19 protein-coding genes are annotated in these 19,997 nt (G+C 37.0%); 10 read left to right on the forward strand and 9 right to left on the reverse strand.

The genetic code is table 11. The features are described 5' to 3' along the window. Positions 1-158 precede the first annotated feature (158 nt). A complete protein-coding gene (uvrA, locus tag NU09_RS10095) occupies positions 159-2,951 on the reverse strand; it encodes an excinuclease ABC subunit UvrA (protein ID WP_129751162.1) in 2,793 nt (930 codons plus the stop codon). A 95-nt stretch (positions 2,952-3,046) separates the two neighbouring features. Here uvrA and NU09_RS10100 point away from each other — a divergent pair, with 95 nt between their 5' ends. The 4 genes from NU09_RS10100 to NU09_RS17080 all read left to right on the forward strand — a co-directional run bounded on the left by NU09_RS10100 (position 3,047) and on the right by NU09_RS17080 (position 4,882). Next, on the forward strand, positions 3,047-3,346 hold the full coding sequence (locus NU09_RS10100; protein ID WP_129751163.1) for a hypothetical protein: 300 nt from the start codon (positions 3,047-3,049) through the stop codon (positions 3,344-3,346). Between the two features lie 44 nt (positions 3,347-3,390). Further along, positions 3,391-3,858, forward strand: a complete 468-nt coding sequence (locus tag NU09_RS10105; protein WP_129751164.1) for a YdeI/OmpD-associated family protein — start codon at positions 3,391-3,393, stop codon at positions 3,856-3,858. A 242-nt stretch (positions 3,859-4,100) separates the two neighbouring features. Next, on the forward strand, positions 4,101-4,685 hold the full coding sequence (locus NU09_RS10110; protein ID WP_129751165.1) for an RNA polymerase sigma factor: 585 nt from the start codon (positions 4,101-4,103) through the stop codon (positions 4,683-4,685). A gap of 50 nt (positions 4,686-4,735) precedes the next feature. Further along, positions 4,736-4,882, forward strand: coding sequence for a hypothetical protein (locus tag NU09_RS17080; protein ID WP_165357685.1), 147 nt, complete (start codon positions 4,736-4,738; stop codon positions 4,880-4,882). 15 nt (positions 4,883-4,897) lie between these two features. Here the strand turns inward: NU09_RS17080 and NU09_RS10115 are convergent, their stop codons facing one another. Then, positions 4,898-5,557, reverse strand: a complete 660-nt coding sequence (locus NU09_RS10115) for an endonuclease III domain-containing protein (protein ID WP_129751166.1) — start codon at positions 5,555-5,557, stop codon at positions 4,898-4,900. 35 nt (positions 5,558-5,592) lie between these two features. Between NU09_RS10115 and bcp the strand changes: the two genes are divergently transcribed. Both bcp and NU09_RS10125 read left to right on the forward strand, forming a co-directional pair. Next, entirely contained in the window at positions 5,593-6,045 is a 453-nt protein-coding gene (gene bcp / locus NU09_RS10120) for a thioredoxin-dependent thiol peroxidase (protein ID WP_129751167.1), read from the forward strand. 76 nt (positions 6,046-6,121) lie between these two features. Continuing rightward, positions 6,122-8,629, forward strand: coding sequence for a YCF48-related protein (locus tag NU09_RS10125; RefSeq protein WP_129751168.1), 2,508 nt, complete (start codon positions 6,122-6,124; stop codon positions 8,627-8,629). A 30-nt stretch (positions 8,630-8,659) separates the two neighbouring features. On the opposite strand, the gene NU09_RS10130 is transcribed toward NU09_RS10125, so the two are convergent. Together NU09_RS10130 and NU09_RS10135 are read right to left on the reverse strand one after the other, a co-directional pair. Further along, positions 8,660-9,754 carry a transglutaminase domain-containing protein gene (locus NU09_RS10130; protein ID WP_129751169.1) on the reverse strand — a complete coding sequence of 365 codons (1,095 nt, stop codon included), beginning with the start codon at positions 9,752-9,754 and terminating at the stop codon, positions 8,660-8,662. A gap of 63 nt (positions 9,755-9,817) precedes the next feature. Beyond that, positions 9,818-11,287 (reverse strand): TonB-dependent receptor, encoded by a 1,470-nt coding sequence (locus NU09_RS10135; RefSeq protein ID WP_129751170.1) that lies wholly within the window; start codon positions 11,285-11,287, stop codon positions 9,818-9,820. Positions 11,288-11,371: 84 nt separating this feature from the next. On the opposite strand from NU09_RS10135, the gene NU09_RS10140 reads away from it, so the two are divergent. From NU09_RS10140 to NU09_RS10150, 3 genes are read left to right on the forward strand one after another with little or no spacing between them, the layout of a single operon-like run. After that, positions 11,372-12,136, forward strand: a complete 765-nt coding sequence (locus NU09_RS10140; protein ID WP_129751218.1) for an MBL fold metallo-hydrolase — start codon at positions 11,372-11,374, stop codon at positions 12,134-12,136. Positions 12,137-12,143: 7 nt separating this feature from the next. Beyond that, the gene (locus NU09_RS10145; RefSeq protein ID WP_129751171.1) at positions 12,144-12,644 is read left to right on the forward strand and encodes a hypothetical protein; all 501 of its coding nucleotides are present in this window, start codon (positions 12,144-12,146) and stop codon (positions 12,642-12,644) included. A gap of 33 nt (positions 12,645-12,677) precedes the next feature. After that, positions 12,678-13,160, forward strand: a complete 483-nt coding sequence (locus NU09_RS10150; RefSeq protein WP_129751172.1) for a hypothetical protein — start codon at positions 12,678-12,680, stop codon at positions 13,158-13,160. A gap of 43 nt (positions 13,161-13,203) precedes the next feature. Here the strand turns inward: NU09_RS10150 and NU09_RS10155 are convergent, their stop codons facing one another. From NU09_RS10155 to NU09_RS10170, 4 genes are read right to left on the reverse strand one after another with little or no spacing between them, the layout of a single operon-like run. Further along, positions 13,204-13,848: an alpha/beta hydrolase gene (locus NU09_RS10155; RefSeq protein ID WP_129751219.1), complete on the reverse strand. Its 645-nt coding sequence runs from the start codon at positions 13,846-13,848 to the stop codon at positions 13,204-13,206. Between the two features lie 2 nt (positions 13,849-13,850). Continuing rightward, positions 13,851-14,174 carry a hypothetical protein gene (locus NU09_RS10160; RefSeq protein WP_129751173.1) on the reverse strand — a complete coding sequence of 108 codons (324 nt, stop codon included), beginning with the start codon at positions 14,172-14,174 and terminating at the stop codon, positions 13,851-13,853. Continuing rightward, the gene (locus tag NU09_RS10165; RefSeq protein ID WP_129751174.1) at positions 14,174-15,430 is read right to left on the reverse strand and encodes a dihydroorotase; all 1,257 of its coding nucleotides are present in this window, start codon (positions 15,428-15,430) and stop codon (positions 14,174-14,176) included. The genes NU09_RS10160 and NU09_RS10165 overlap by 1 nt, the downstream gene beginning before the upstream one ends. Continuing rightward, a complete protein-coding gene (locus NU09_RS10170) occupies positions 15,427-17,355 on the reverse strand; it encodes a vWA domain-containing protein (protein WP_129751175.1) in 1,929 nt (642 codons plus the stop codon). Before NU09_RS10170 ends, NU09_RS10165 begins: the two co-directional genes overlap by 4 nt. 116 nt (positions 17,356-17,471) lie before the next feature. Between NU09_RS10170 and NU09_RS10175 the strand changes: the two genes are divergently transcribed. Continuing rightward, a complete protein-coding gene (locus NU09_RS10175) occupies positions 17,472-18,584 on the forward strand; it encodes a lactonase family protein (protein WP_242501852.1) in 1,113 nt (370 codons plus the stop codon). Between the two features lie 13 nt (positions 18,585-18,597). Here NU09_RS10175 and NU09_RS10180 read toward each other — a convergent pair whose 3' ends face one another. Then, the gene (locus NU09_RS10180) at positions 18,598-19,947 is read right to left on the reverse strand and encodes a DEAD/DEAH box helicase (RefSeq protein WP_129751176.1); all 1,350 of its coding nucleotides are present in this window, start codon (positions 19,945-19,947) and stop codon (positions 18,598-18,600) included. Between the last annotated feature and the right edge of the window lie 50 nt (positions 19,948-19,997).

A 19,997-nucleotide genomic window follows, 5' to 3' on the forward strand; every position in this document is an offset into this window, starting at 1 on the left:
TTGTAAAAATAAGGAATTTTGGTTGTGGTTTTTATATGTCATAGGCTGTAATTGCGAGGAGGTACGACGTGGCAATCTTTTAGTTTAAACCAAGGAGATTTCTCACTTCGATGCTCTACGTTCGAAATGACAGTGCGTAACCAGCAACTCGTAACAAATTATATCTTCTCCTTCAAATACTTTCCTGTTTCTGATTTAGGATTTTTGGCAATCTCTTCCGGAGTACCGAATGCAACCAGATGCCCGCCGTTTTCACCACCTTCAGGCCCAATGTCTATAATATAATCGGCACACTTAATAAGATCAAGGTTGTGTTCAATTACAATAATAGAGTGTCCTTTATCTATAAGGGCGTCAAACGAAGCCATCAGTTTCTTTATATCATGGAAATGGAGTCCGGTAGTAGGTTCGTCAAATACAAACAGTGCTTTGTCTTTTGTAGCTCCTTTTACCAGGAACGATGCCAGCTTAATACGTTGTGCCTCACCACCCGAAAGGGTAGAGGACGACTGACCCAACTGCACATACCCTAAACCAACATCCTGTAGCGGCTGTAGTTTCTGTACAATTTTGGCCTGCTTGTGCTCCCCAAAGAATGCCAGTGCATCATCTATGGTCATGGTAAGCACATCGTCTATATTTTTACCTTCAAAGGCAACTTCCAGTATCTCTTTCTTAAAGCGTTTTCCGTTACAGGTTTCACATTCAAGGTGTACATCGGCCATAAACTGCATTTCTATGGTAACCTCACCTTCACCTTTACAGGTTTCACAACGGCCCCCGTCTACATTAAAGGAGAAATGCTTCGCCTGATAGCCACGCAGTTTGGAAAGCTTTTGCTTGGAAAACAAATCCCTTATATCATCGTACGCCTTTATGTAAGTAACCGGATTGGAACGCGAGCTGCGGCCTATAGGGTTTTGGTCTACATATTCAATATGCCTGATGTGTGAATAGCTGCCCTGCAGTTCGGTAAACTGTCCTGCTTTTTCGCCCACACCTTCAAGCTTTTTCTGTATGGCAGGGAAAAGTATCTTTTTTACCAGCGTACTCTTACCACTACCCGAAACCCCTGTAATTACCGTAAGGCAATCCAGCGGGAAAGTAATATCTATGTTTTTAAGGTTGTTTTCACGTGCGCCAATAACATCCACATGGTTTTTAAACTTGCGGCGTTTTTTAGGTACGCTAATCTCCAGGTCACCGTTAAGGTATCTTGCTGTAAGTGAGTCCGACTTCAATATCTCAGCATAAGTACCCTGAGCTACCAGTCGGCCACCAAAGGTGCCTGCTTCCGGCCCGATGTCTATGATCATATCGGCAGCCTTCATGATATCCTCGTCGTGTTCAACCACAATTACGGTATTGCCCAGATCGCGAAGCCCTATAAGTACTTTAATAAGCCTTTCGGTATCTTTAGGGTGAAGCCCTATACTTGGCTCATCCAGAATATACATAGATCCCACAAGGCTACTGCCTAAGGATGTTGCCAGGTTAATACGCTGCGACTCACCACCCGATAGGGTAGATGACCTACGGTTAAGCGTTAGGTAATCCAGTCCCACTTCCTGAAGGAAACGCAGGCGGTTGTTTATCTCTATAAGCAGGCGCTTGGCTACTTTCTGGTCATATTCTGATAGTTGGATGCCATTGAAGAACTCGATAAGGTTTTTAATAGGCATATCCACAAGGTCGGATATGGTATGGTTATCTACCTTTACGTGATTGGCTTCCGGTTTAAGGCGTTTACCCTTACAGGCAGGACACTTGGTTTTGCCACGGTAACGTGAAAGCATCACACGATTTTGTATCTTATAGTTTTTCTCTTCCAGTTCGGCAAAAAAGTCATCCAGTCCGGTAAAGTACTGGTTACCTTTCCATATAAGCGCTTTGTCGCTTTCCGATAACTGGAAGTAGGGTTTGTGTATAGGGAAGTCAAATTTGTGTCCGTTGTTAACCAACTGGTCACGGTACCAACCCATACTCTCACCACGCCACGGATAGATTGCATTTTCATAAACCGAAAGGTCGGTATTTGGTATTACAAGCTCTTCGTCTATACCTACAATGCTGCCGTAACCTTCGCAGGAAGGACAGGCACCATATGGGTTATTAAAACTGAAAAGGTGTACGTTAGGCTCAAGGAAAGTAATACCATCCAGCTCAAAATTGTTGCTATAGGCAAATCGTTTTCCGGTGCTTACATCCTGAAGGAATGTTTCGCCCTTGCCTTCATAAAATGCAGTTTGTACAGCATCGGCAAGACGGTTGTAAAACTCCTCTTCGTCCTTAACCACAATACGGTCTATAATAAGCATTACCTCTTTGTTGGCAAAGTCGGTACTGCCTATAACCTCGTCAAGGCGCAGCATCTCGTTATCTACCAGTATACGGGCAAAACCCTGTTGTAATAGTACACCAAGTTTTTCTTCCAGTGTACGGCCTTTTTCTATATGTATAGGCGAAAGCAATAGCCAACGGCTGCCTTCTTCCTGTTTTTTTACCTCTTCCACCACATCGGTTACCGTATGCTTTTTCACCTCACGACCCGAAACAGGGGAGTAGGTACGGCCCACACGGGCAAAAAGCAGTTTTAGGTAATCGTAAATCTCGGTACTGGTACCTACGGTAGACCTGGCATTGGTAGTGTTTACCTTTTGCTCTATGGCAATAGCGGGCGCTATCCCTTTAATGTACTCTACTTTTGGTTTGTCCAGTCGGCCCAAAAACTGACGTGCATACGACGAAAGGCTTTCCACATAACGGCGCTGTCCTTCGGCATAAAGCGTATCAAACGCAAGGCTCGACTTACCGGAACCCGAAAGTCCGGTTATAACCACAAGTTTGTTGCGCGGAATGGCTACATCCACATTTTTAAGATTATGCAGCTGTGCGCCTTTTATAATTATGTTTTTTTTGGGTTCGAGTGTTGATATATCGGTTTTTATCATAGCAAAAAGGGTAATGCACAAAGATACTATTTTAGACCGAAAATTTTGTTAAAGGGGAGAAGGGATAAAGAGTTATATTTGGAGATAAAAAAGTTATGGAACAAGGACTGTTTGATATTATAGAGAGCTTTGCAATTCTTAAGAGAGGTGAGTTTTATATTATAGGCAATCTTAAAGAAGGTAAAGTTCAGGAAGGTTGGTTTATTAATATAGCATTTAATCCATCTTTAGCATTAAGTTTAAGAATAGCTTCAATAGAAGACGTAATTATATCAAATGATGAAATGAACTATAAGTTGTTAATAATAAGAACCGACAAGGAGACTATGGATTTATTATTAGCATTAAAAATAGGGGCTGAGTATGCCAATATAAGTATTGAGGGTAAGGATTAAATTATAAGAACTATATTGTTATAATCTCTACCAAAGTTATAGATATGGAACCTCTAACAGATAACGAATACCTCTTGCAAAAGTTCCCCGGAAAGGGAGGGTGGACCTATGCGACCATTCCTCAAATAAAACCAGATAAGGAAGCACCTTTTGGCTGGGTTAAGGTAAAAGGTAATATAGATGGTTATGAAATAAAAAGTTATCACCTTATGCCTATGGGTAACGGTAACCTGTTTTTACCTGTTAAGGCAGAAATTCGTAAAAAGATTAAAAAGCAGGCTGGGGATTATGTACATATAACATTGTATAAGGATGATTCGGTTTTTGAAGTGCCACAGGAAATTACAGACTGCCTTAAGCTCGAGCCGGGTGCTTTTGAAAAGTTCTTTGCAATTACAAAAGGACAACAGAAAATATTTGTTGACTGGATTTACAGTGCTAAAAAAGAGGAAACTAAAGCTAATAGGATTGCTAAAATGCTACAAATGCTTGAAAAAGGGGAAATGTTATAAAATTCATAAAACTTTGAAAAATGCTTTATACTCTGCTGTTTTTGGGGAATTTTAGTTTATTTATTGCGCTCCAAATGTTAAAATTTAGATTTATTTTTGCATATTAAAATTAAATTATGCTATATTTGGGATATAATTAATTCAAAATTAACATTGCCTATAGAAAAAATTACTTTTTAGGAACAGAAATAAAATTCTGGCTATTTATCGAACCCAAATTCAAAAAACTAAAAAGTATTGCTATGGCTAATGTTGTAATCCCAGATGCCGTTCTGGTTAAGAACTATATGAGCGGCGACGAAAATGCTCTTGCTTGTTTAATCAACAGGCACCAATCAAAAATCTACGGTTTTATTTACTCTAAAGTTACTGACAGGGATATTGCAGATGATATCTTTCAGGATACTTTTATTAAGGTTATCAAAACCCTTAAATCAAACGCGTATAATGAAGAGGGTAAGTTTCTTCCGTGGGTAATGCGTATTTCGCACAACCTTATTGTGGATCACTTCAGAAGAAATAAGAAAATGCCAATGCACCGTGAGACTGAAGAGTTTTCAATCTTTTCTATCATGACAGATAATGCTCCTAATATTGAGAGTATGTTAATTACTACTCAGGTAGAAAACGACCTGCAAAGACTTATTGAAGAGCTACCTGATGACCAGAAAGAGGTACTTCAAATGAGAATTTATCAGGATCTTAGTTTTAAGGAAATTGCCGATTTGACTGATGTTAGTATTAATACTGCATTAGGAAGAATGAGGTATGCTCTTATGAATTTGAGAAAACTGATAGAAAAAAATAAAATAATTTTGACGAATTAAACAATATGGGGGCTTCGTTTTGCGTTGTATAGAAAATTAAACATACATACATGGCAAAACTTTACTCTAAAAAGAAATTAGAAGCTCCGGAAATGTTACCAAAGAAAGAAACCATTGCATTTTTACTTAACTATTCTAAAGCATTGACGATAGTTAAGACTTCCGGTAACATTACCTTTGAGAGCATTGCTAATTAAGGAAACCTCCCGCTATTAACGGGAGGTTTTTTTATTGTACTCGTCTAATATGGTTTTGCGGCCTATAGTTCGTGTAATAGTGTCTTTCTCTAAATTCCAGCCTCGTGCAGGTGAATATTCCCTTCCGTACCATATAATCTGTAAGTGAAGGTCATTCCATAATTCTTCCGGAAAAAGTCTTTTGGCATCCTTTTCGGTTTGCACCACATTTTTACCATTACTGAAACCCCAACGGTACATTAATCGGTGTATATGGGTATCTACTGGAAAAGCAGGTACACCAAAAGCCTGAGACATAACCACGCTGGCCGTTTTGTGGCCTACAGCAGGTAATGCTTCCAGATCTTCAAAATTGGCAGGTACTTCACCGTTATGTTTATCTATAAGTATTTCAGACAGGCCGTGTATACCTTTTGCCTTCATTGGCGAAAGCCCTACAGGTTTAATTATTTCCCTTATTTCATCTACCGATAGTTTTATCATATCATACGGATTATCGGCGCGTTCAAAAAGGAGAGGGGTTATCTGGTTTACCCTTACGTCGGTACTTTGTGCCGACATCAATACGGCAATAAGCAGTGTATAGGGATCTTTATGATCTAACGGAATAGGAATAGTTGGATATATTTTGTTTAAGGTGTCTATTGTAAACTGTACCTTTTCTGCTTTGGTCATTTTTATGTATTTTTATGAAAAACAAATATACACTTATGACTACATTAAAAAAAGGAGATAAAGCTCCTGATTTTTCGGGAATTGACCAGGATGGAAACAAGCATACATTAGCCGACTATAAAGGTAAAAAACTGGTTGTTTTCTTTTATCCTAAAGCAAATACCCCGGGATGTACGGCAGAAGCCTGTGATTTAAGAGATAATTTTGAACGTTTTAAAGCCAATAACTACGAGCTTTTAGGTGTTAGCGCCGACTCGCAAAAGGCACAGGGTAAGTTTAGGGATAAGTATGAGTTTCCTTTTCCGCTTATTGCCGATGAGGATAAAGCAGTGATTAACGCCTTTGGCGTATGGGGACCTAAAAAGTTTATGGGCCGTGAGTATGACGGTATTCACCGAATCACATTTGTAATAGATGAAAACGGTATTATTGATGAGGTTATAGAAAAGGTAAAGACCAAGGCACATGCCGAACAGATACTAAAATAAAAAAGCAGCCAACAGGCTGCTTTTTTATTTTAGTATCTTCTGGAATTAGAAGTATATTTGGTGAAAATATAAAATCATGTTTAAAAAAAATATACCTTCTATTTTCTTTTTCTTTCTTTTTTTAGTTGCTAATGCTCAATGTGGGGATTATAGCCGCCTTCTAACTACTGGTCTAAGTAAAATACAGTTCTTTGATGATTTGCATGGTATTGCTTATGGATATAATACGTTGATAAAGACAGCAGATGGAGGTGATAGTTGGGAGTTTATTGATTTGCCAATAGTTCCTATGAATTCAAGTGAATTATTAAAAGTTGAAGTGATTGACGAGGACAATGCCGTTATTGCAGCATATAAAACCTTATTTAAAACTGATGATAAAGGTCAATCATGGTATCCAATTCCTTTGGAGATTCAAAGTTTAGAACTTACATCAGTTAGCTTTATTAATAACCAGACAGGGTTTATACTAGGAAAATCCAATGATGAAGAGATCCATTTATTTACTACCTCAGATGGTGCTAATACTTGGTCTGAATTAACAACTGACATAAATAATATTTCTGAATCAATTATTTCATTAATAGATATGAAGTTTGTTAACGAAAGCATAGGATTTATTTGGATTGGAGGTACAATATATAAAACTATTGACGGAGGTTATAATTGGCAGCAAATTGAAAATCCGAATAGTCCGTCTTCTATTTTAAAAAAAATAGAGTTGTTAGAAAATGGGCAGCTGTTAGCATCGTTTCATAATGGTCAATTGTCCTATTTTTATATGTCTTCAGATTTAGGCGTATCATGGGAAATTATGCCTGAATTGTCATATGATATGAATGACGAAATATATGCTACTTCTTCTTATTTTGATGTTTTTGAAAATAAAATACTAGTTATAGGTCAAACTACAGGAAGTAAGGGTCTTATTGTTTATGATTTTGAAAATGGAGTAATAGAAAATACCTTTAATATTCAAGCTTTTTTTTCAGAGTTTAATGATGTATGTGTAATAAATGAAAATACTATATATATAGTAAATAAATACGGTTTAGGATCTGACATGACATTAGGAAGAGAAATTTATAAAACTATTGATGGAGGAAATAATTGGGAGAGATTTGATGCACTTTCTTTGATGGGTGATTCTACTCAGACTAAATTATTGTCTAAAAGTAATGATAAATATGTATTTTTTAATTATGGTGGGTCTTTAGCTTCAGGACCAAAATTTAGTATATATACTTCTGATAATAACGGTGTAACATGGAAAGAGAAAGTAAGTCAAATAGAATCGGGCAATCTTTTGAATGTAATGCAAAATTATATTTGTTACATAACTTTTTCAGAAACCTTTGAAGGAATCTTGCATGAATCATTTGATTTTGGTGATACCTGGGCAGAAACTACATTTGCATTTCCTACATTTTCAAATACCCCGATTAATAGTTTATCACAATTTGAACAGTTAGGTCAAAATACCCTGATAAGAAAAATGTCTGGCGAAGGTACTATATCTTCTGATAAAGGAGAGACATGGACTTATATTAACTTACCGGATGCTATTGAAGATTCTGGTTTGGCAAATATTGAAGTCAAATCATTAGATGAAATATATGTATGGGGGGTAAATGATTTAGGAGATATGATAAATTTTGATTTTTATTTATATAAATCTGTTGATTTAGGTCAAACATGGGTTCAAATAGTTGATTTGCCAAATGTGGGGGTAGGTAATGCTATTTTTGGGGATGAAGAAGCACTTATTTCAGTAGGAAATAATATTTATTACAAATTAGATTTGAGTAGTAATAGTTATTCGCAAATAACTTTTATTCATCCTATGAATGAAACTTATGTCATTCCTGAGAATTTACTTATTCTTTCTGATGATATTTGGGTTTTACTTACAAATAGCATTTATATATCTAATGATGATGGTCAAACTTGGAATCAAAAAAATTGTAGTGTTTGTGATCCTCAAACATTAAAGGCTATTATTAATTCTGAAGGGAAAATTATATTGAGTAGCAAAAAAGGTATTGAAAGATTGGAACCATACGTTCCAAGTATACCTGTACTAATAGGTAATACAACCGTATATCTTGATTCTGAAGAGAACTATTATGTGGCATATGATGGTTATGCCGATGCTGAGTGGGAATTAGTATCTGGTGGTAATATTGGTAATACAAATACAGAAGCACAGTATATTACAGTTAACTGGACAGAGCCAGGAGATCATGATATTAAAGTAAAACATATAAATGATTGTGGAGAATCCGATTATGCGATATTAACAGTTACTGTTCTTAATGAACTATCTATAGATGATTTATCTAAATCTGATGTCATTGTATCACCTAACCCTTTTAGTGATGAGGTTAATATAACACTCGAGAACTTAGATGGAAAGTCAGAGGTTAAGATTGTCTCATTAGCAGGACAAGTTGTTTTTGAAAAAGTGTATGATGACTCATCTGAAATTATTATTAAAAACTTAAACAAGCTCTCGTCAGGAGTATATCTTTTGATAATTGAGAATGATGATAGCAGTTATGTAAAGAAAATTGTAAAAAGGTAACAATAAAAAAGCAGCCAACCGGCTGCTTTTTTATTGAATATTTACTTTGAAATAAAAGGCTGTTGGCCATCCATCTATTCCAACCTCTATATTTCTTATCCTGTCATCACGTATCATGTAATCAAACACTATAGTTGTATCTTTAACTTCCCTTTTAAAATCAACTGAGTCTTTCCATTCCATATAGAATACACTATTACTGTCTTTATCAATATAATAACTTTCTATAGGTTTTAATACCGAGGTTCTGTTTGTGTTGTTTCTTATCCTTACCAGGTGTGGTCCTGCATAATTAACTACTTTAAGCTTAAAATGGATAACGTTACCAACCCTTGCATTAATTATACCTGATTCAGGTTTGACGATTTTTATGTAAGGTATAATTCCTTTTTCGTAATAAGGTTGATTTTTATAGTCTTCCATAGCATTTACGTATGGTTTATGTCTTATCCACTCAGGGTCTTCAGGAAAGTGGTCAATCAGTAGTTTGTCGTGAGGAATAAGCCAATAAAAATCATTACGGCGTTTAACAAAACTTTCGAGTTTTCCTTTTTCATTTTTAAAACAAAAACCGGCTCCCCAGGTTGCATCTATATGGTAGTATTTGTCATCAATGAGCATTACGTTCCAGGCATGATCAAGCTTTCCTGTTTTTCCTATTTCCCCTTTTTTCTGTTTTATATATCCGCTAACAACAGAACTTTGTATACCGGATAAGTCACACATTTTTTTAAATAGCCACGAATATCCGGAACAGATCGCTTTCTTTTTAGTAATTATATTTTTTAAATAGTTGTCTTCCCATTTGGCGTATGCTTTACCATACTCTTTTCCTGCCTTATGCTCAGGCATGCCCATATCGCCGTCACCTTTATTATATGCTTTATAGTCGTATTCTATATTTTCTGTAATCCACATAAATATGGCACGGCTTTTCTCCAGCTGTGTAGTACAGTTTTTGGTTAGTTCACTAACTAATAAAGGTATGTCTCCTTTGTACTGGGTATAAACAGCAAGGCTATCAATTTCGTAATAAGGATTGTTGAATTTATAAAGCTTCTTTTCCTGAGCATTGCTTAAAAGGGTAAAGAGGATAAGGGTAAAGTAAATAAGTATTTTTTTCATTAAAAAGTAAGGTGATAAAGCGTAAATATAAAGAAAAAGCAGCCAATCGGCTGCTTTTTGATATTATTGGTTTTGTTCTGCTACAAGTTTTTTAGGATCGTAACCAAACAAATGGTTTTTCTTAATGGTTTCGGCTACACCCGGAGGGAGCATATCTTCCCAACCCGATTTTCCTTTGCTTATCATTTTTAATACCTCACGGGAGAAGATGTCAAGGTGATGTTCGTCCACATCCTTAATATCTATAACCTTACCATTGAATTTAAAGAACTTATAAAGTTCTTTCATTCTTGGGTGTACCATAAGGTTTTCAGAATCAACAATCTCGCCATTTTCTTTCATAGGGTACAAGAATACTTTAAGGTCGCGGTAGAATAGTTTACCAAATGCCTCGAGTATACCTCCGCTAAGGTGGCGATAGTATTTTTCGTCAAATATATCTACCAGGTTGTTTACACCCATTGCAAGTCCCATGCGGGCTTTGGTGTAGCTGGAGAAGTATTCAACTACTTTGTAATATTCCTGGAAATTGGAAATCATAACCGTTTGCCCCAGCGAACAAAGCAGTTCTGCTCTGTCCATAAAGTCACGCTCATCAATCTCCCCTTCAGATCGAAGGTTAGAAAGGGTGATTTCAAATATTACAAGAGCTTTATCTTTCTCAACTTTGTTTTCTTCGATAAACATTTGGTATGATTTCTCATACATGTCCATGTTTACCTTAGTAACCGGGCGGAAGCTACCTCTTAATGCAAGAATATTTTTCTTGTAAAGGATGGCTGCCGGAAGTATGTTGTGGCCATCCGGGCCAAACATTACCGCATCGGTCATTCCGTTTTTAACAAGCTGAAGGCTCATTAAGCGGTTATCCACATCGGCAAAGCGCGGACCTGAAAAGTTGATAGTATCAATTTCAAGCTGGTCTTTGTCTAAGTGATCGTATAAATAGCGTAAAAGTTTTTTAGGATCGTTGTATTTGTAGTAAGCACCATAAATAAGGTTAACACCCAGTATACCCAGTGTTTCCTGTTGTAGCCTGGCATCGTTTTCCTTAAAACGTATGTGAAGGGTAATTTCGTTATAATCTTCATCAGGTTCAACCTGGTATTTAATACCTATCCATCCGTGGCCTTTAAACTGCTTGGCAAAGTCTATGGTAGCAACGGTATTGGCATAGCTAAAAAACATCTTGTTGGGGTGCTTATCCCTTTTTAGCCTGTTTTCAATAAGCCTTACCTCATGTGCCAGCATTTTTTTAAGTCGGCTTTCGGTTACATATCTGCCGTCTTCTTCGTTACCGTAGATGGCGTCGCTAAAGTCTTTGTCGTAAGCAGACATGGCTTTTGCTATCGTACCCGAAGAACCACCAGCCCTGAAAAAATGGCGGACGGTTTCCTGTCCGGCGCCTATTTCTGCAAAAGTACCGTATATGTTCTCGTTAAGGTTTATCCTTAGAGCCTTGTCCTTTATAGAAGGAACGTGCTCAATAATCTTGTCTCCTTTCAGAGTGATATCAGAATCTTTTAATTTCATGGAAGTGCAATGATATTTGCAAAGTTAGGAAAAGAGGACTTTTAATAAAAGATAAATCCTATTTTTGTAAAAAAATAACGTGTGATTAAAGTATGGTTTTTAGGAACGGGAACTTCACAGGGCATACCTGTAATAGGATGTAACGACCCTGTTTGCCTTAGTAATGACCCCAGGGATAAGCGCCTTCGCGTATCGGTACTGATACAGTGGGACGATTATTCATACGTTATTGACTGCGGTCCTGATTTCAGGCAACAGATGCTTACTTCCCAATCCCAGAAACTTGACGGCATATTATTTACCCACGAACATGCAGACCATACCGCCGGACTTGATGATATAAGACCTTTTTTCTTCCGTCAGGGAGATATTCCCATATATGCCCATAAAAGGGTTTTAACCGAGCTTGAAAAAAGATTTGATTATATTTTTGAACAGGAAAACAAATATCCGGGAGCACCTTCTGTAAAAGAGCATGAGGTAAGAAACAATGAGCCTTTTACATTGGGTAATAAAACCGTAATTCCGGTGAATATAATGCATGGCAGCCTACAGGTTTTTGGATACAGAATTGATGATTTCGCTTACCTGACTGATGTTAAGGTAGTTGAAGCCGAGGAAAGAGATAAACTTAAAGGGTTGAAAGTACTGGTGGTTAGCGCTCTTAGGGAGGCGGAGCATCCTACGCATTTTAATCTTGATGAGGCTCTTGCGTTTATAAATGAGATTAAACCGGAAAGGGCTTACCTTACCCATATTAGCCATTTGATGGGATTTCATGCCGAAGTGCAAAATAAATTACCGGAAAATGTGTTTTTAGCTTATGATAACCTACAAATAACCCTATAACCCAATTATGAAAAAGAACATTTTTTTATACCTGTTTATTTTCTCTTTACTTATTAATGTTTTTACATACATGTACTTTACTAATAAGATGAAGTTTGAATCTACCAGAATTGAAAACCTTGAAATTAAGACTAACTCCTTAAAAGACAGTCTTAAAATGGAATCGGATAAGTTGTATGATGCTAATTATTTCACTTTAGAGCAAAATAATAATGCACAGGAATACTTTGCCGGTATGGATATAGAGAAGATACAAATAGCTGTAAGAGATGCTATTTATTCAGGTAACGCTAAAGCAGGAGGGAACCCTTTAATAAACTATCCGCAGATAGAAGGAAGGCCTTTTACAATTAACAGCTATAAGATACTTAATAACCGTTGGGTAATTGTCGATTTTTCTAACGGGAAAGTTTATGGAGAATCTATACTTAAATATTTTGTTGAAGACGACGGAAGCATAACTTTTGAGACTGCTGAGTCACTTTTACATGCCAATACGTTTAATTAATTTTCGTATTTTAGATTAATCAAATAGAAGACGATGAAAAAGTTATTGATGCTGCTGTTTGCAGGACTGTCATTTATTTCCTGTGAGCAAATGCTTAAAGATCGTGGAGGGGATGCAGAAGTTGAGCCGGAGAAAAAAGTTGTTTTAGGGAATGATAAGGATGCTAAAGGATGTGTTACTTCTGCAGGATACAGATGGTCTTTATTAAAGAAGGAATGTATAAGGGTTTTTGAAGACGGATACAGACTTAATCCGTTAAACGAACTGAAAGAAACAGGAAACTCGCTAAGCGCTTTTATTATTTTTAATGATGATAAGTCGGTTGCAGAACTGTTTTTACCCGATGGTTCAAAATCTTATCTTTTGTCTAAAAAAGAAGACGGGATTTATAAGTCAGATGAATGGGAACTTGAAGTTAATAAAGACTATACCTTATCTAAAAACGGTGTAGCAGCTTATGCCGGAGCACTTATTGAAGAGCACCGCGTAACAGGAGATGATAACGAACAGAGTTAAAAAAATATACAGTAATAAAAAAGGCGGTTTTAAACCGCCTTTTTTATTTTTTTAGCCATGCTAATAAATCGTAGAAGTTTTGCGGTGTTACACCATGCCCTACAGGGTATTCATGATACTCCACATCAAGATTAAGGTCTTTTAGTACTTCCGGGGCTTTTCTTGCCCAGTCTACCGGTATTACCTGATCTACCACACCGTGAGATATAAAGAAGCGTAGTTTTTCAATATCTTTTATATTAAAGCCTTTTTCAATAATATCAAGGTTAAGGTAACCGCTAAGAGCTACTACTCGCTGTATCTTTTCAGGATAGGTAAGCGCGATAGAATAGCTTAAAATAGCTCCCTGGCTAAAGCCTAAAAGGGTAACCTTGTCTGCATCTATAGGATATTTTTCTAAAAGCTCATCAATAAACTTTACTATCAGTTCCCTTGATTCTATTGCCTGATTGTCATCAGAGAATTTATTCATATCCGAATCAAAGCTAATGGCATACCAGGCGTTTCCGTATGGAGGGATTTGGTAGGGTGCCCTTGCAGAGATTATATAGTATTCTTCGGGTAACTGAGAAGCAAAAGAAAACAAATCTTCTTCGTTACTGCCATAACCGTGCAGCAGCAGAATTAACGGATTCTTTTCCTGTTTTACTTTAGGCTCTCTTATTAAATAATATAAAGATTCACTCATCATTAAAGTCCTTTAAAAAGTTTTTGAAAAAACGGACCAACTATTGGTGCTAATGACATTTGTCCCTGTATAGCTCCTAAAAAACCAAATACCCAAAGTATAAAAAAGAACAGGTAGAAAGCAGAACTCACCATCCAGCTGTCAAAATATCCGATAGGGTAACCTAAAGCTAAAAAAGTAAGTATTAATCCTAATGCCTGGCGTATATGAAAAGAGGCAAACGGGCTTTTTGTTTCACTGTTTTGAACAATAGCTATAATAGTACCTATTATGGTTAAGTAACTTATTATGGCAATGGTTTTTCCGTTATTATTTTCGGTATTCATTATTCGTTTATAATTAATTTTCCGTTGTTGTATATTCCGTATGCCTTACCTTTAAGTTCCTGTCCTAAAAAGGCAGAGTTCTTAGATTTTGAAAGGATATCGGCTTTTGTAAAGGTATGGTTTCCTTTTGTGGTAAACAGGGTAAAGGATGCCTTAGCATTCTCCTCAATGGCATGGTCTTCTACCTTAAAGATTTTTTTACCCGCTGTTAGTTTTTCAACGATAACATCTGTAGGCAATACATTCATTAATGCGCCAAAAGCAGTTTCAAGCCCTACAGTACCGTTTTTAGCCATGTCAAATTCCATCTTTTTCTGCTCAATGTCAAGCGGATTGTGGTCGCTTGTAATAATATCAATAGTACCGTCAAGAACACCTTCAATAAGCGCCTTTCTGATAGCATCCGGCCTTAGTGGCGGAGTTACTTTGTAACGGGTATCAAAATCTTTTAGTACTTCATCTGTCAATACCAAATGATGTACCGAAACACTGCATGTTACATTAAGTCCTTTAGCTTTAGCTTCACGTATCAGTTGTACAGATTTTTCGGTAGAAACTGTTGGGATATGCATTTTACCACCTGTATATTCAAGAAGGAACAGGTTACGGGCAATTTGTAATTCCTCTGCAAGGGCAGGTATGCCTTTAAGTCCTAATCGTGTACTTACTATGCCTTCGTGTACAACCCCTTTTCCTTTTATCTTGCTGTCATGTGCATAAGCAATTACAAGTCCATCAAAATCCTGAACATACTGTAATGCTATTTTAAGCAGGTTAGCATCGGCAAGGTCTTTATTATAATCACCAAAAGCAACTGCTCCGGCGTTTTGCATGTCATATAATTCGGCTATATCAAGGCCTTCGCTTCCTTTGGTAAGAGCCCCTATAGGGTGTATCGATGTAGCTGCATTACGGGCTTTACTAAGTACAAAACTTACATCTGCCTGATTATCTATAACAGGGTTTGCGTTAGGTTGCAGGGCAACATCGGTAAAACCGCTTCTTGCTGCAACATTAAGTCCGTTTTTAATGGTTTCCCTGTCTTCATAACCGGGCTCACCAAAGCTTACCGAACTGTCAAACCACCCTCTGGATATATGAAGGTTATCCAGTTGTATAATGTCAAAATTTGCTTCTTCGGCAATATCTTTTCCTATTTTGGTTATTACACCATTTTCTACTTTAATATCAACAGCCTGATTGTTGAATTTGCTGTTTTTATCAATAATGGTAGCGTTTTTAAAGATCAGGTTCATTTTACAAATTTTTGGATAAAAAGTTCTAATAACAGGAATACCAGCGTGCCGATAATAAACCATTTCCATAATTCGCTGGCAGTCCTTTGTGATTTAATATCGTTGTATACGGTTGAAACAGAATCTGTTTTTGTATAGTCTTTTAAAATGTTTTCGTTTTGCAGGCTCAGGTTACTTTCCGTTCGCGGATAATTAAAACTTACGTTCTTTAAAACCTCGTTGTTCTTAACCACGCTGTAGTTTCCTGCCGTTTCCGGATAATCGCCAAAAGAGAGCTTAATCTTGTTGTTAAGTATCTGCTGCATAGGGATAAAGTCGGTCTCCTCGTTTTTAATGGTTACTACTTCATCTTTAGAAAGCAGGGCATCTATAATTAGGCTTTGGTTTTCGCCTATTGTAATAGCTATTATACCTGTTTTTCCGCTGTTTTGAGCCATATTGTAAAAAGTAGGCACAATAAGCGGAGAGTTTTGAAAATTACTGTTTTGCTTATTGATAGCTGCCGAGAAGATATACACATTACCCAAACGGTTTGTAACCGATGCCAGGAAAGGGGTTTGATCGGCATAGCTTAATATTGGCAGGGCAGTGCCTGAAAGGGTGTAGGCCGAGTTTACCTTCGGGTATTGAAAATTATCGATTTTCTTCTCAAAAACAGTTTGATATAGTGGATGGCTAAATGAAATTTTAGTGATTTGCCTTTCGGTTTGTGTTGCTGCCTGAATTGTGGCGTTACCAAAGACCGAAAGCAGGCTGTTAAGGTTTTGTACAGAACCATCTGTAGCAGGTATAATAACGACATTACCGCCTTTTGCATAAAAAGATTTAAGGGTAGTAATTAATGCCTGAGGTATTTCCTTAAGCTCGTTAAGTATTATGGCATCCTGTTTTTCAAGACTGTTATAGTCTATAGCTCCTAACTCTGACGAAGTGAAAACAAAGTCGTCTTCGGTATAAATTCTGGAAAGGAAGTTGTTTTTAGCGTTTTCGCCAATAGCCAGTACATTAGATTTTTCAGGTTTAGTGATACTGAAATAATAATCGTTATCGTAAGAAAGGCTATTGTCTGAAATGGAAACATATCCGTGAAAATCTTTTTTAGGGATGGTGAAAGTCAGCGTTTCTGATGCCTCAGTAAACTTAGCAAGCGTTTTTGCTGTAAGTTCCTTGCCGTTGTATAAAGCTACAGATACATCGTTATCTGCTTTTCCGTAAGCCTTAAGCGTAACTCCTATTTCATAAAAATTATCCAGTGTTTGTGAAATGTAAACACTGTCTACAGCCACATTGGCTTTGTTTTCGGCTTTTGGGACTATAAAGTATACAGGTTTATCTGAATCAAGGCTGCTTATATTTTTGGTGTCTAGATTAATTGCATCGGTAATAACCACAATGTCTTTTCCTGTATTCGGTTTTTTTGTTTCTGCTTTGGTAAGCAGGAAGTCAGGATGAAAAGGCACCGAGCTGTAATTAGTGTTTTGCAGTTCTTTTTGTATTGTCTTTACATCGGTATCCCAATAGGCTCCTGTAGTTGTAATAAGCGAAAACTGCTGGTCTTCGGGGGTGTTTTCCAGTATATCCTGTACAGCCCTTTTAAGCAGTTCGCCCTTGCTTCCTTTTGCCTGCATTGAAAAGGAATTATCCAGCAGGATAACCATTTCGTTGCTTTTATTATTGCTGTCGTTCGCTTTAAAAAAGGGTTGGGCAAAAGCTATAATAAGGCATGCCAGTAAAAACAATCGTGTAAAAAGCAAGAGCCATTTCTTGATTTTAGAGCTTTTGCGGGTTTGCATATTAAGCTCTTTAAGGAAACGCACATTTGTAAAATATTCTTTCTGAAAGCGGCGCAGCTGGAATAAATGTACCAGGACGGGAATTACCAACAGGAATAAGAAGTAAAGGATTTCCGGGTGTTTGAACTGCATTTAGTTGAAAGTTTGTCAAAAATACAAATTTTTATTCTAAATGAAACAGCATATTCTCAGGATAAATTTCACATAATATTTAAATACCCTATTTTTGTTATCCTTAAATTACACACATGAAAATAGCCCGTTTACTTATTTTGTTAGGGTGCATGAGTTTACATGCACAGGATAATTATAACCTTATTGTAGGTACTTATACAAACGCCTGTCCAAGCAAGGGAATCTATGTGTATGATTTTAATGCAGCTACAGGAGAAACCAAACTTAAAAACAGTACCGAGGATGTTATTAACCCAAGCTATGTAACCGTTTCGGGAGATAATAAGTTTTTATACAGTGTTAACGAAAATGGAGAAGAAAGTACAGTTAGTGCTTTTAAGTACAATGCTGCTACCGGAAAAATAGAGCTGATTAATAAAAAAGATTCCAAAGGTGCCGACCCATGTTATATAATTAATGATGATAAGCATGTAATTGTGGCAAATTATTCAGGTGGTACAATAGCTGTTTTCGGGAAGGATAAACATGGCGGAATTACAAAAGCCAAACAGGTTATAAAACATAACGGAAGCAGTCTTAATAAGCAGCGCCAGGAAAGTGCCCATGTGCATATGGTGTATTTTTCTCCTGATAAAAAATATGTTTTTGCCAATGACTTAGGTACTGATAAGATTTATGTTTATAAATATGATAAGGATACCGATGATGAGGACAGTATATTAGTACTAGCCAATACTATTGATGTGAAAGGAGGTAGCGGACCAAGACATTTGGCTTTTAGCCCTAACGGTGTTTTCTTTTATGTACTGCAGGAACTGGATGGTACACTAACCTCTTACAGTTATGTAAAAGGGAAAGTTGAGAAGGTTCAGGAAACTACTATTGTTGCTGCCGGATTTACCGGACAAACAGGAGCAGCTGATATTCATATATCTCATGATGGTAAATATTTGTATGCTACTAACAGGGGAGATGCCAATACCATTACCGTATTTAAGGTACATGCCAATGGAAGGATTAATCAGGTACAGCAAATAACTACAGAAGGGCAGGGGCCACGTAACTTTGCTTTTGGGCCTAAGGAGAATTATTTACTGGTTGCTAACCAAATTAGTAATGATATTATATTGTTTAAAAGAGATAAGACTACGGGTTTACTAACCGATACGGGGAAATGTATAGAGCTTTGCTCTCCGGTTTGTTTAGTGTTTACTCCGGCTAAGTAATAAAAAAGAGGGATTATTTCCCTCTTTTTCTTTTTTGTGCTTTTTTCTTCTCGGCGTTACGGTTTCTTGGTTCTGTCTTTTTAGGGTTTCTTTTACCCGGACCACCAAGGTTAACCTTTTTGTTTTTGTCTTTTTTATCATGAAAGGCACCAGCGCCATCAAGTTTAGGTTTCTTTAAAAGAAACTTTACTTTCTTTCTCTCTTTTTCAAATTCAAGTAGCCTTTCTGCAATTTCAATATGTTCAGGCATTGAAAGTATTTCAATTTCCTTTTCCATTAAAAGCTCGGCTTCAATTTGCAGTTCTTCCTCTTTAGGGCCTATAAAGCTTATTGCTATACCGGTCTTATCGGCACGTCCTGTACGTCCAATACGGTGAATGTACTGCTCTTCAACCTCAGGAAATTCCATGTTTATTACATGAGATACATCCGATATATCAAGACCACGGGCCATAACATCGGTAGTTACAATACCTCTAAGTCCGCCATCCTGAAAGGTAGCCATAGTGTTTAGCCTGTAATTTTGCGATTTGTTGGAGTGTATAACACCAAACTGACCAGGAAAAGCCTCGTCAATCTGTTCCATTAAAATATCGGCAGTCTTTTTATTGTTTACAAACACCAGTACCCTGTTCATGTCCTCATTGCTTTCCAGCAGGTGTTTAAGTAAATTTATTTTTGTAAGGAAGTTTGGCACATGGTATCCCAGCTGTTTGATTTTTTCAAGCGGTGTACCCGATGCTGCCAGTGTTACCTCTTCAGGAAAATCAAAGAAATCGTTAAGTATTTCATCCACATCGTCTGTCATGGTAGCAGAGAAAAGGATATTTTGCCTTTTTTCCTTCATCATGGAAAGAATGGATGTTACCTGAAAACGGAATCCAAGGTTAAGGATTTCATCAAACTCATCAATCACCAGTTTTTGAAGGGCGTCAAAACGTACAACATTATCCAGTGCAAGGTCCATTAGCCTTCCCGGTGTGCCTACAAGTATATCCACACCCTCATAAACAAGGTTCTTTTGTGTATTAATATTTACACCCCCATATACACCAAGTGTACGGATTGACATGTATTTAGACAATTTTTCAACCTCTTCGGCTACCTGTACCACAAGTTCGCGGGTAGGTAATATAATAACTACACGCGGAGTATCCGTTTTAGCAAATTTCCATTGTTTTAATATAGGGAGTAGGTAGGCAAAGGTCTTCCCTGTACCTGTTTGTGCAATACCCATCATGTCGCGGCCTGAAAGTATTACGGGCATCGATTTTACCTGAATAGGCGTAGGGGTTTCAAACCCAAGTTCGTCAAGTGCTTTTTGAAGCGATTTAGGTAAATCAAGATCGTGAAATGTGGCCATTGCATTTTATTTTGTGCAAAGATAGGGTTTTTAAAAGCATTTATTTGCAC

The organism is Flavobacterium beibuense (assembly GCF_004151245.1).
Classification (GTDB): domain Bacteria; phylum Bacteroidota; class Bacteroidia; order Flavobacteriales; family Flavobacteriaceae; genus Flavobacterium; species Flavobacterium beibuense_A.

What these genes read in the sequence shown, in the direction of transcription:
- NU09_RS10160 (WP_129751173.1), bottom strand. Translation starts at nt 14,174, where the DNA reads ATGAATACCGAAAATAATAACGGAAAAACCATTGCCATAATAAGTTAC.
- NU09_RS10100 (WP_129751163.1), top strand. Translation starts at nt 3,047, where the DNA reads ATGGAACAAGGACTGTTTGATATTATAGAGAGCTTTGCAATTCTTAAG.
- NU09_RS10125 (WP_129751168.1), top strand. Translation starts at nt 6,122, where the DNA reads ATGTTTAAAAAAAATATACCTTCTATTTTCTTTTTCTTTCTTTTTTTA.
- NU09_RS10145 (WP_129751171.1), top strand. Translation starts at nt 12,144, where the DNA reads ATGAAAAAGAACATTTTTTTATACCTGTTTATTTTCTCTTTACTTATT.
- NU09_RS10170 (WP_129751175.1), bottom strand. Translation starts at nt 17,355, where the DNA reads ATGCAGTTCAAACACCCGGAAATCCTTTACTTCTTATTCCTGTTGGTA.
- NU09_RS10180 (WP_129751176.1), bottom strand. Translation starts at nt 19,947, where the DNA reads ATGGCCACATTTCACGATCTTGATTTACCTAAATCGCTTCAAAAAGCA.
- NU09_RS10135 (WP_129751170.1), bottom strand. Translation starts at nt 11,287, where the DNA reads ATGAAATTAAAAGATTCTGATATCACTCTGAAAGGAGACAAGATTATT.
- NU09_RS17080 (WP_165357685.1), top strand. Translation starts at nt 4,736, where the DNA reads ATGGCAAAACTTTACTCTAAAAAGAAATTAGAAGCTCCGGAAATGTTA.
- NU09_RS10175 (WP_242501852.1), top strand. Translation starts at nt 17,472, where the DNA reads ATGAAAATAGCCCGTTTACTTATTTTGTTAGGGTGCATGAGTTTACAT.
- NU09_RS10150 (WP_129751172.1), top strand. Translation starts at nt 12,678, where the DNA reads ATGAAAAAGTTATTGATGCTGCTGTTTGCAGGACTGTCATTTATTTCC.
- NU09_RS10115 (WP_129751166.1), bottom strand. Translation starts at nt 5,557, where the DNA reads ATGACCAAAGCAGAAAAGGTACAGTTTACAATAGACACCTTAAACAAA.
- NU09_RS10155 (WP_129751219.1), bottom strand. Translation starts at nt 13,848, where the DNA reads ATGAGTGAATCTTTATATTATTTAATAAGAGAGCCTAAAGTAAAACAG.
- NU09_RS10165 (WP_129751174.1), bottom strand. Translation starts at nt 15,430, where the DNA reads ATGAACCTGATCTTTAAAAACGCTACCATTATTGATAAAAACAGCAAA.
- bcp (WP_129751167.1), top strand. Translation starts at nt 5,593, where the DNA reads ATGACTACATTAAAAAAAGGAGATAAAGCTCCTGATTTTTCGGGAATT.
- NU09_RS10110 (WP_129751165.1), top strand. Translation starts at nt 4,101, where the DNA reads ATGGCTAATGTTGTAATCCCAGATGCCGTTCTGGTTAAGAACTATATG.
- NU09_RS10130 (WP_129751169.1), bottom strand. Translation starts at nt 9,754, where the DNA reads ATGAAAAAAATACTTATTTACTTTACCCTTATCCTCTTTACCCTTTTA.
- uvrA (WP_129751162.1), bottom strand. Translation starts at nt 2,951, where the DNA reads ATGATAAAAACCGATATATCAACACTCGAACCCAAAAAAAACATAATT.
- NU09_RS10105 (WP_129751164.1), top strand. Translation starts at nt 3,391, where the DNA reads ATGGAACCTCTAACAGATAACGAATACCTCTTGCAAAAGTTCCCCGGA.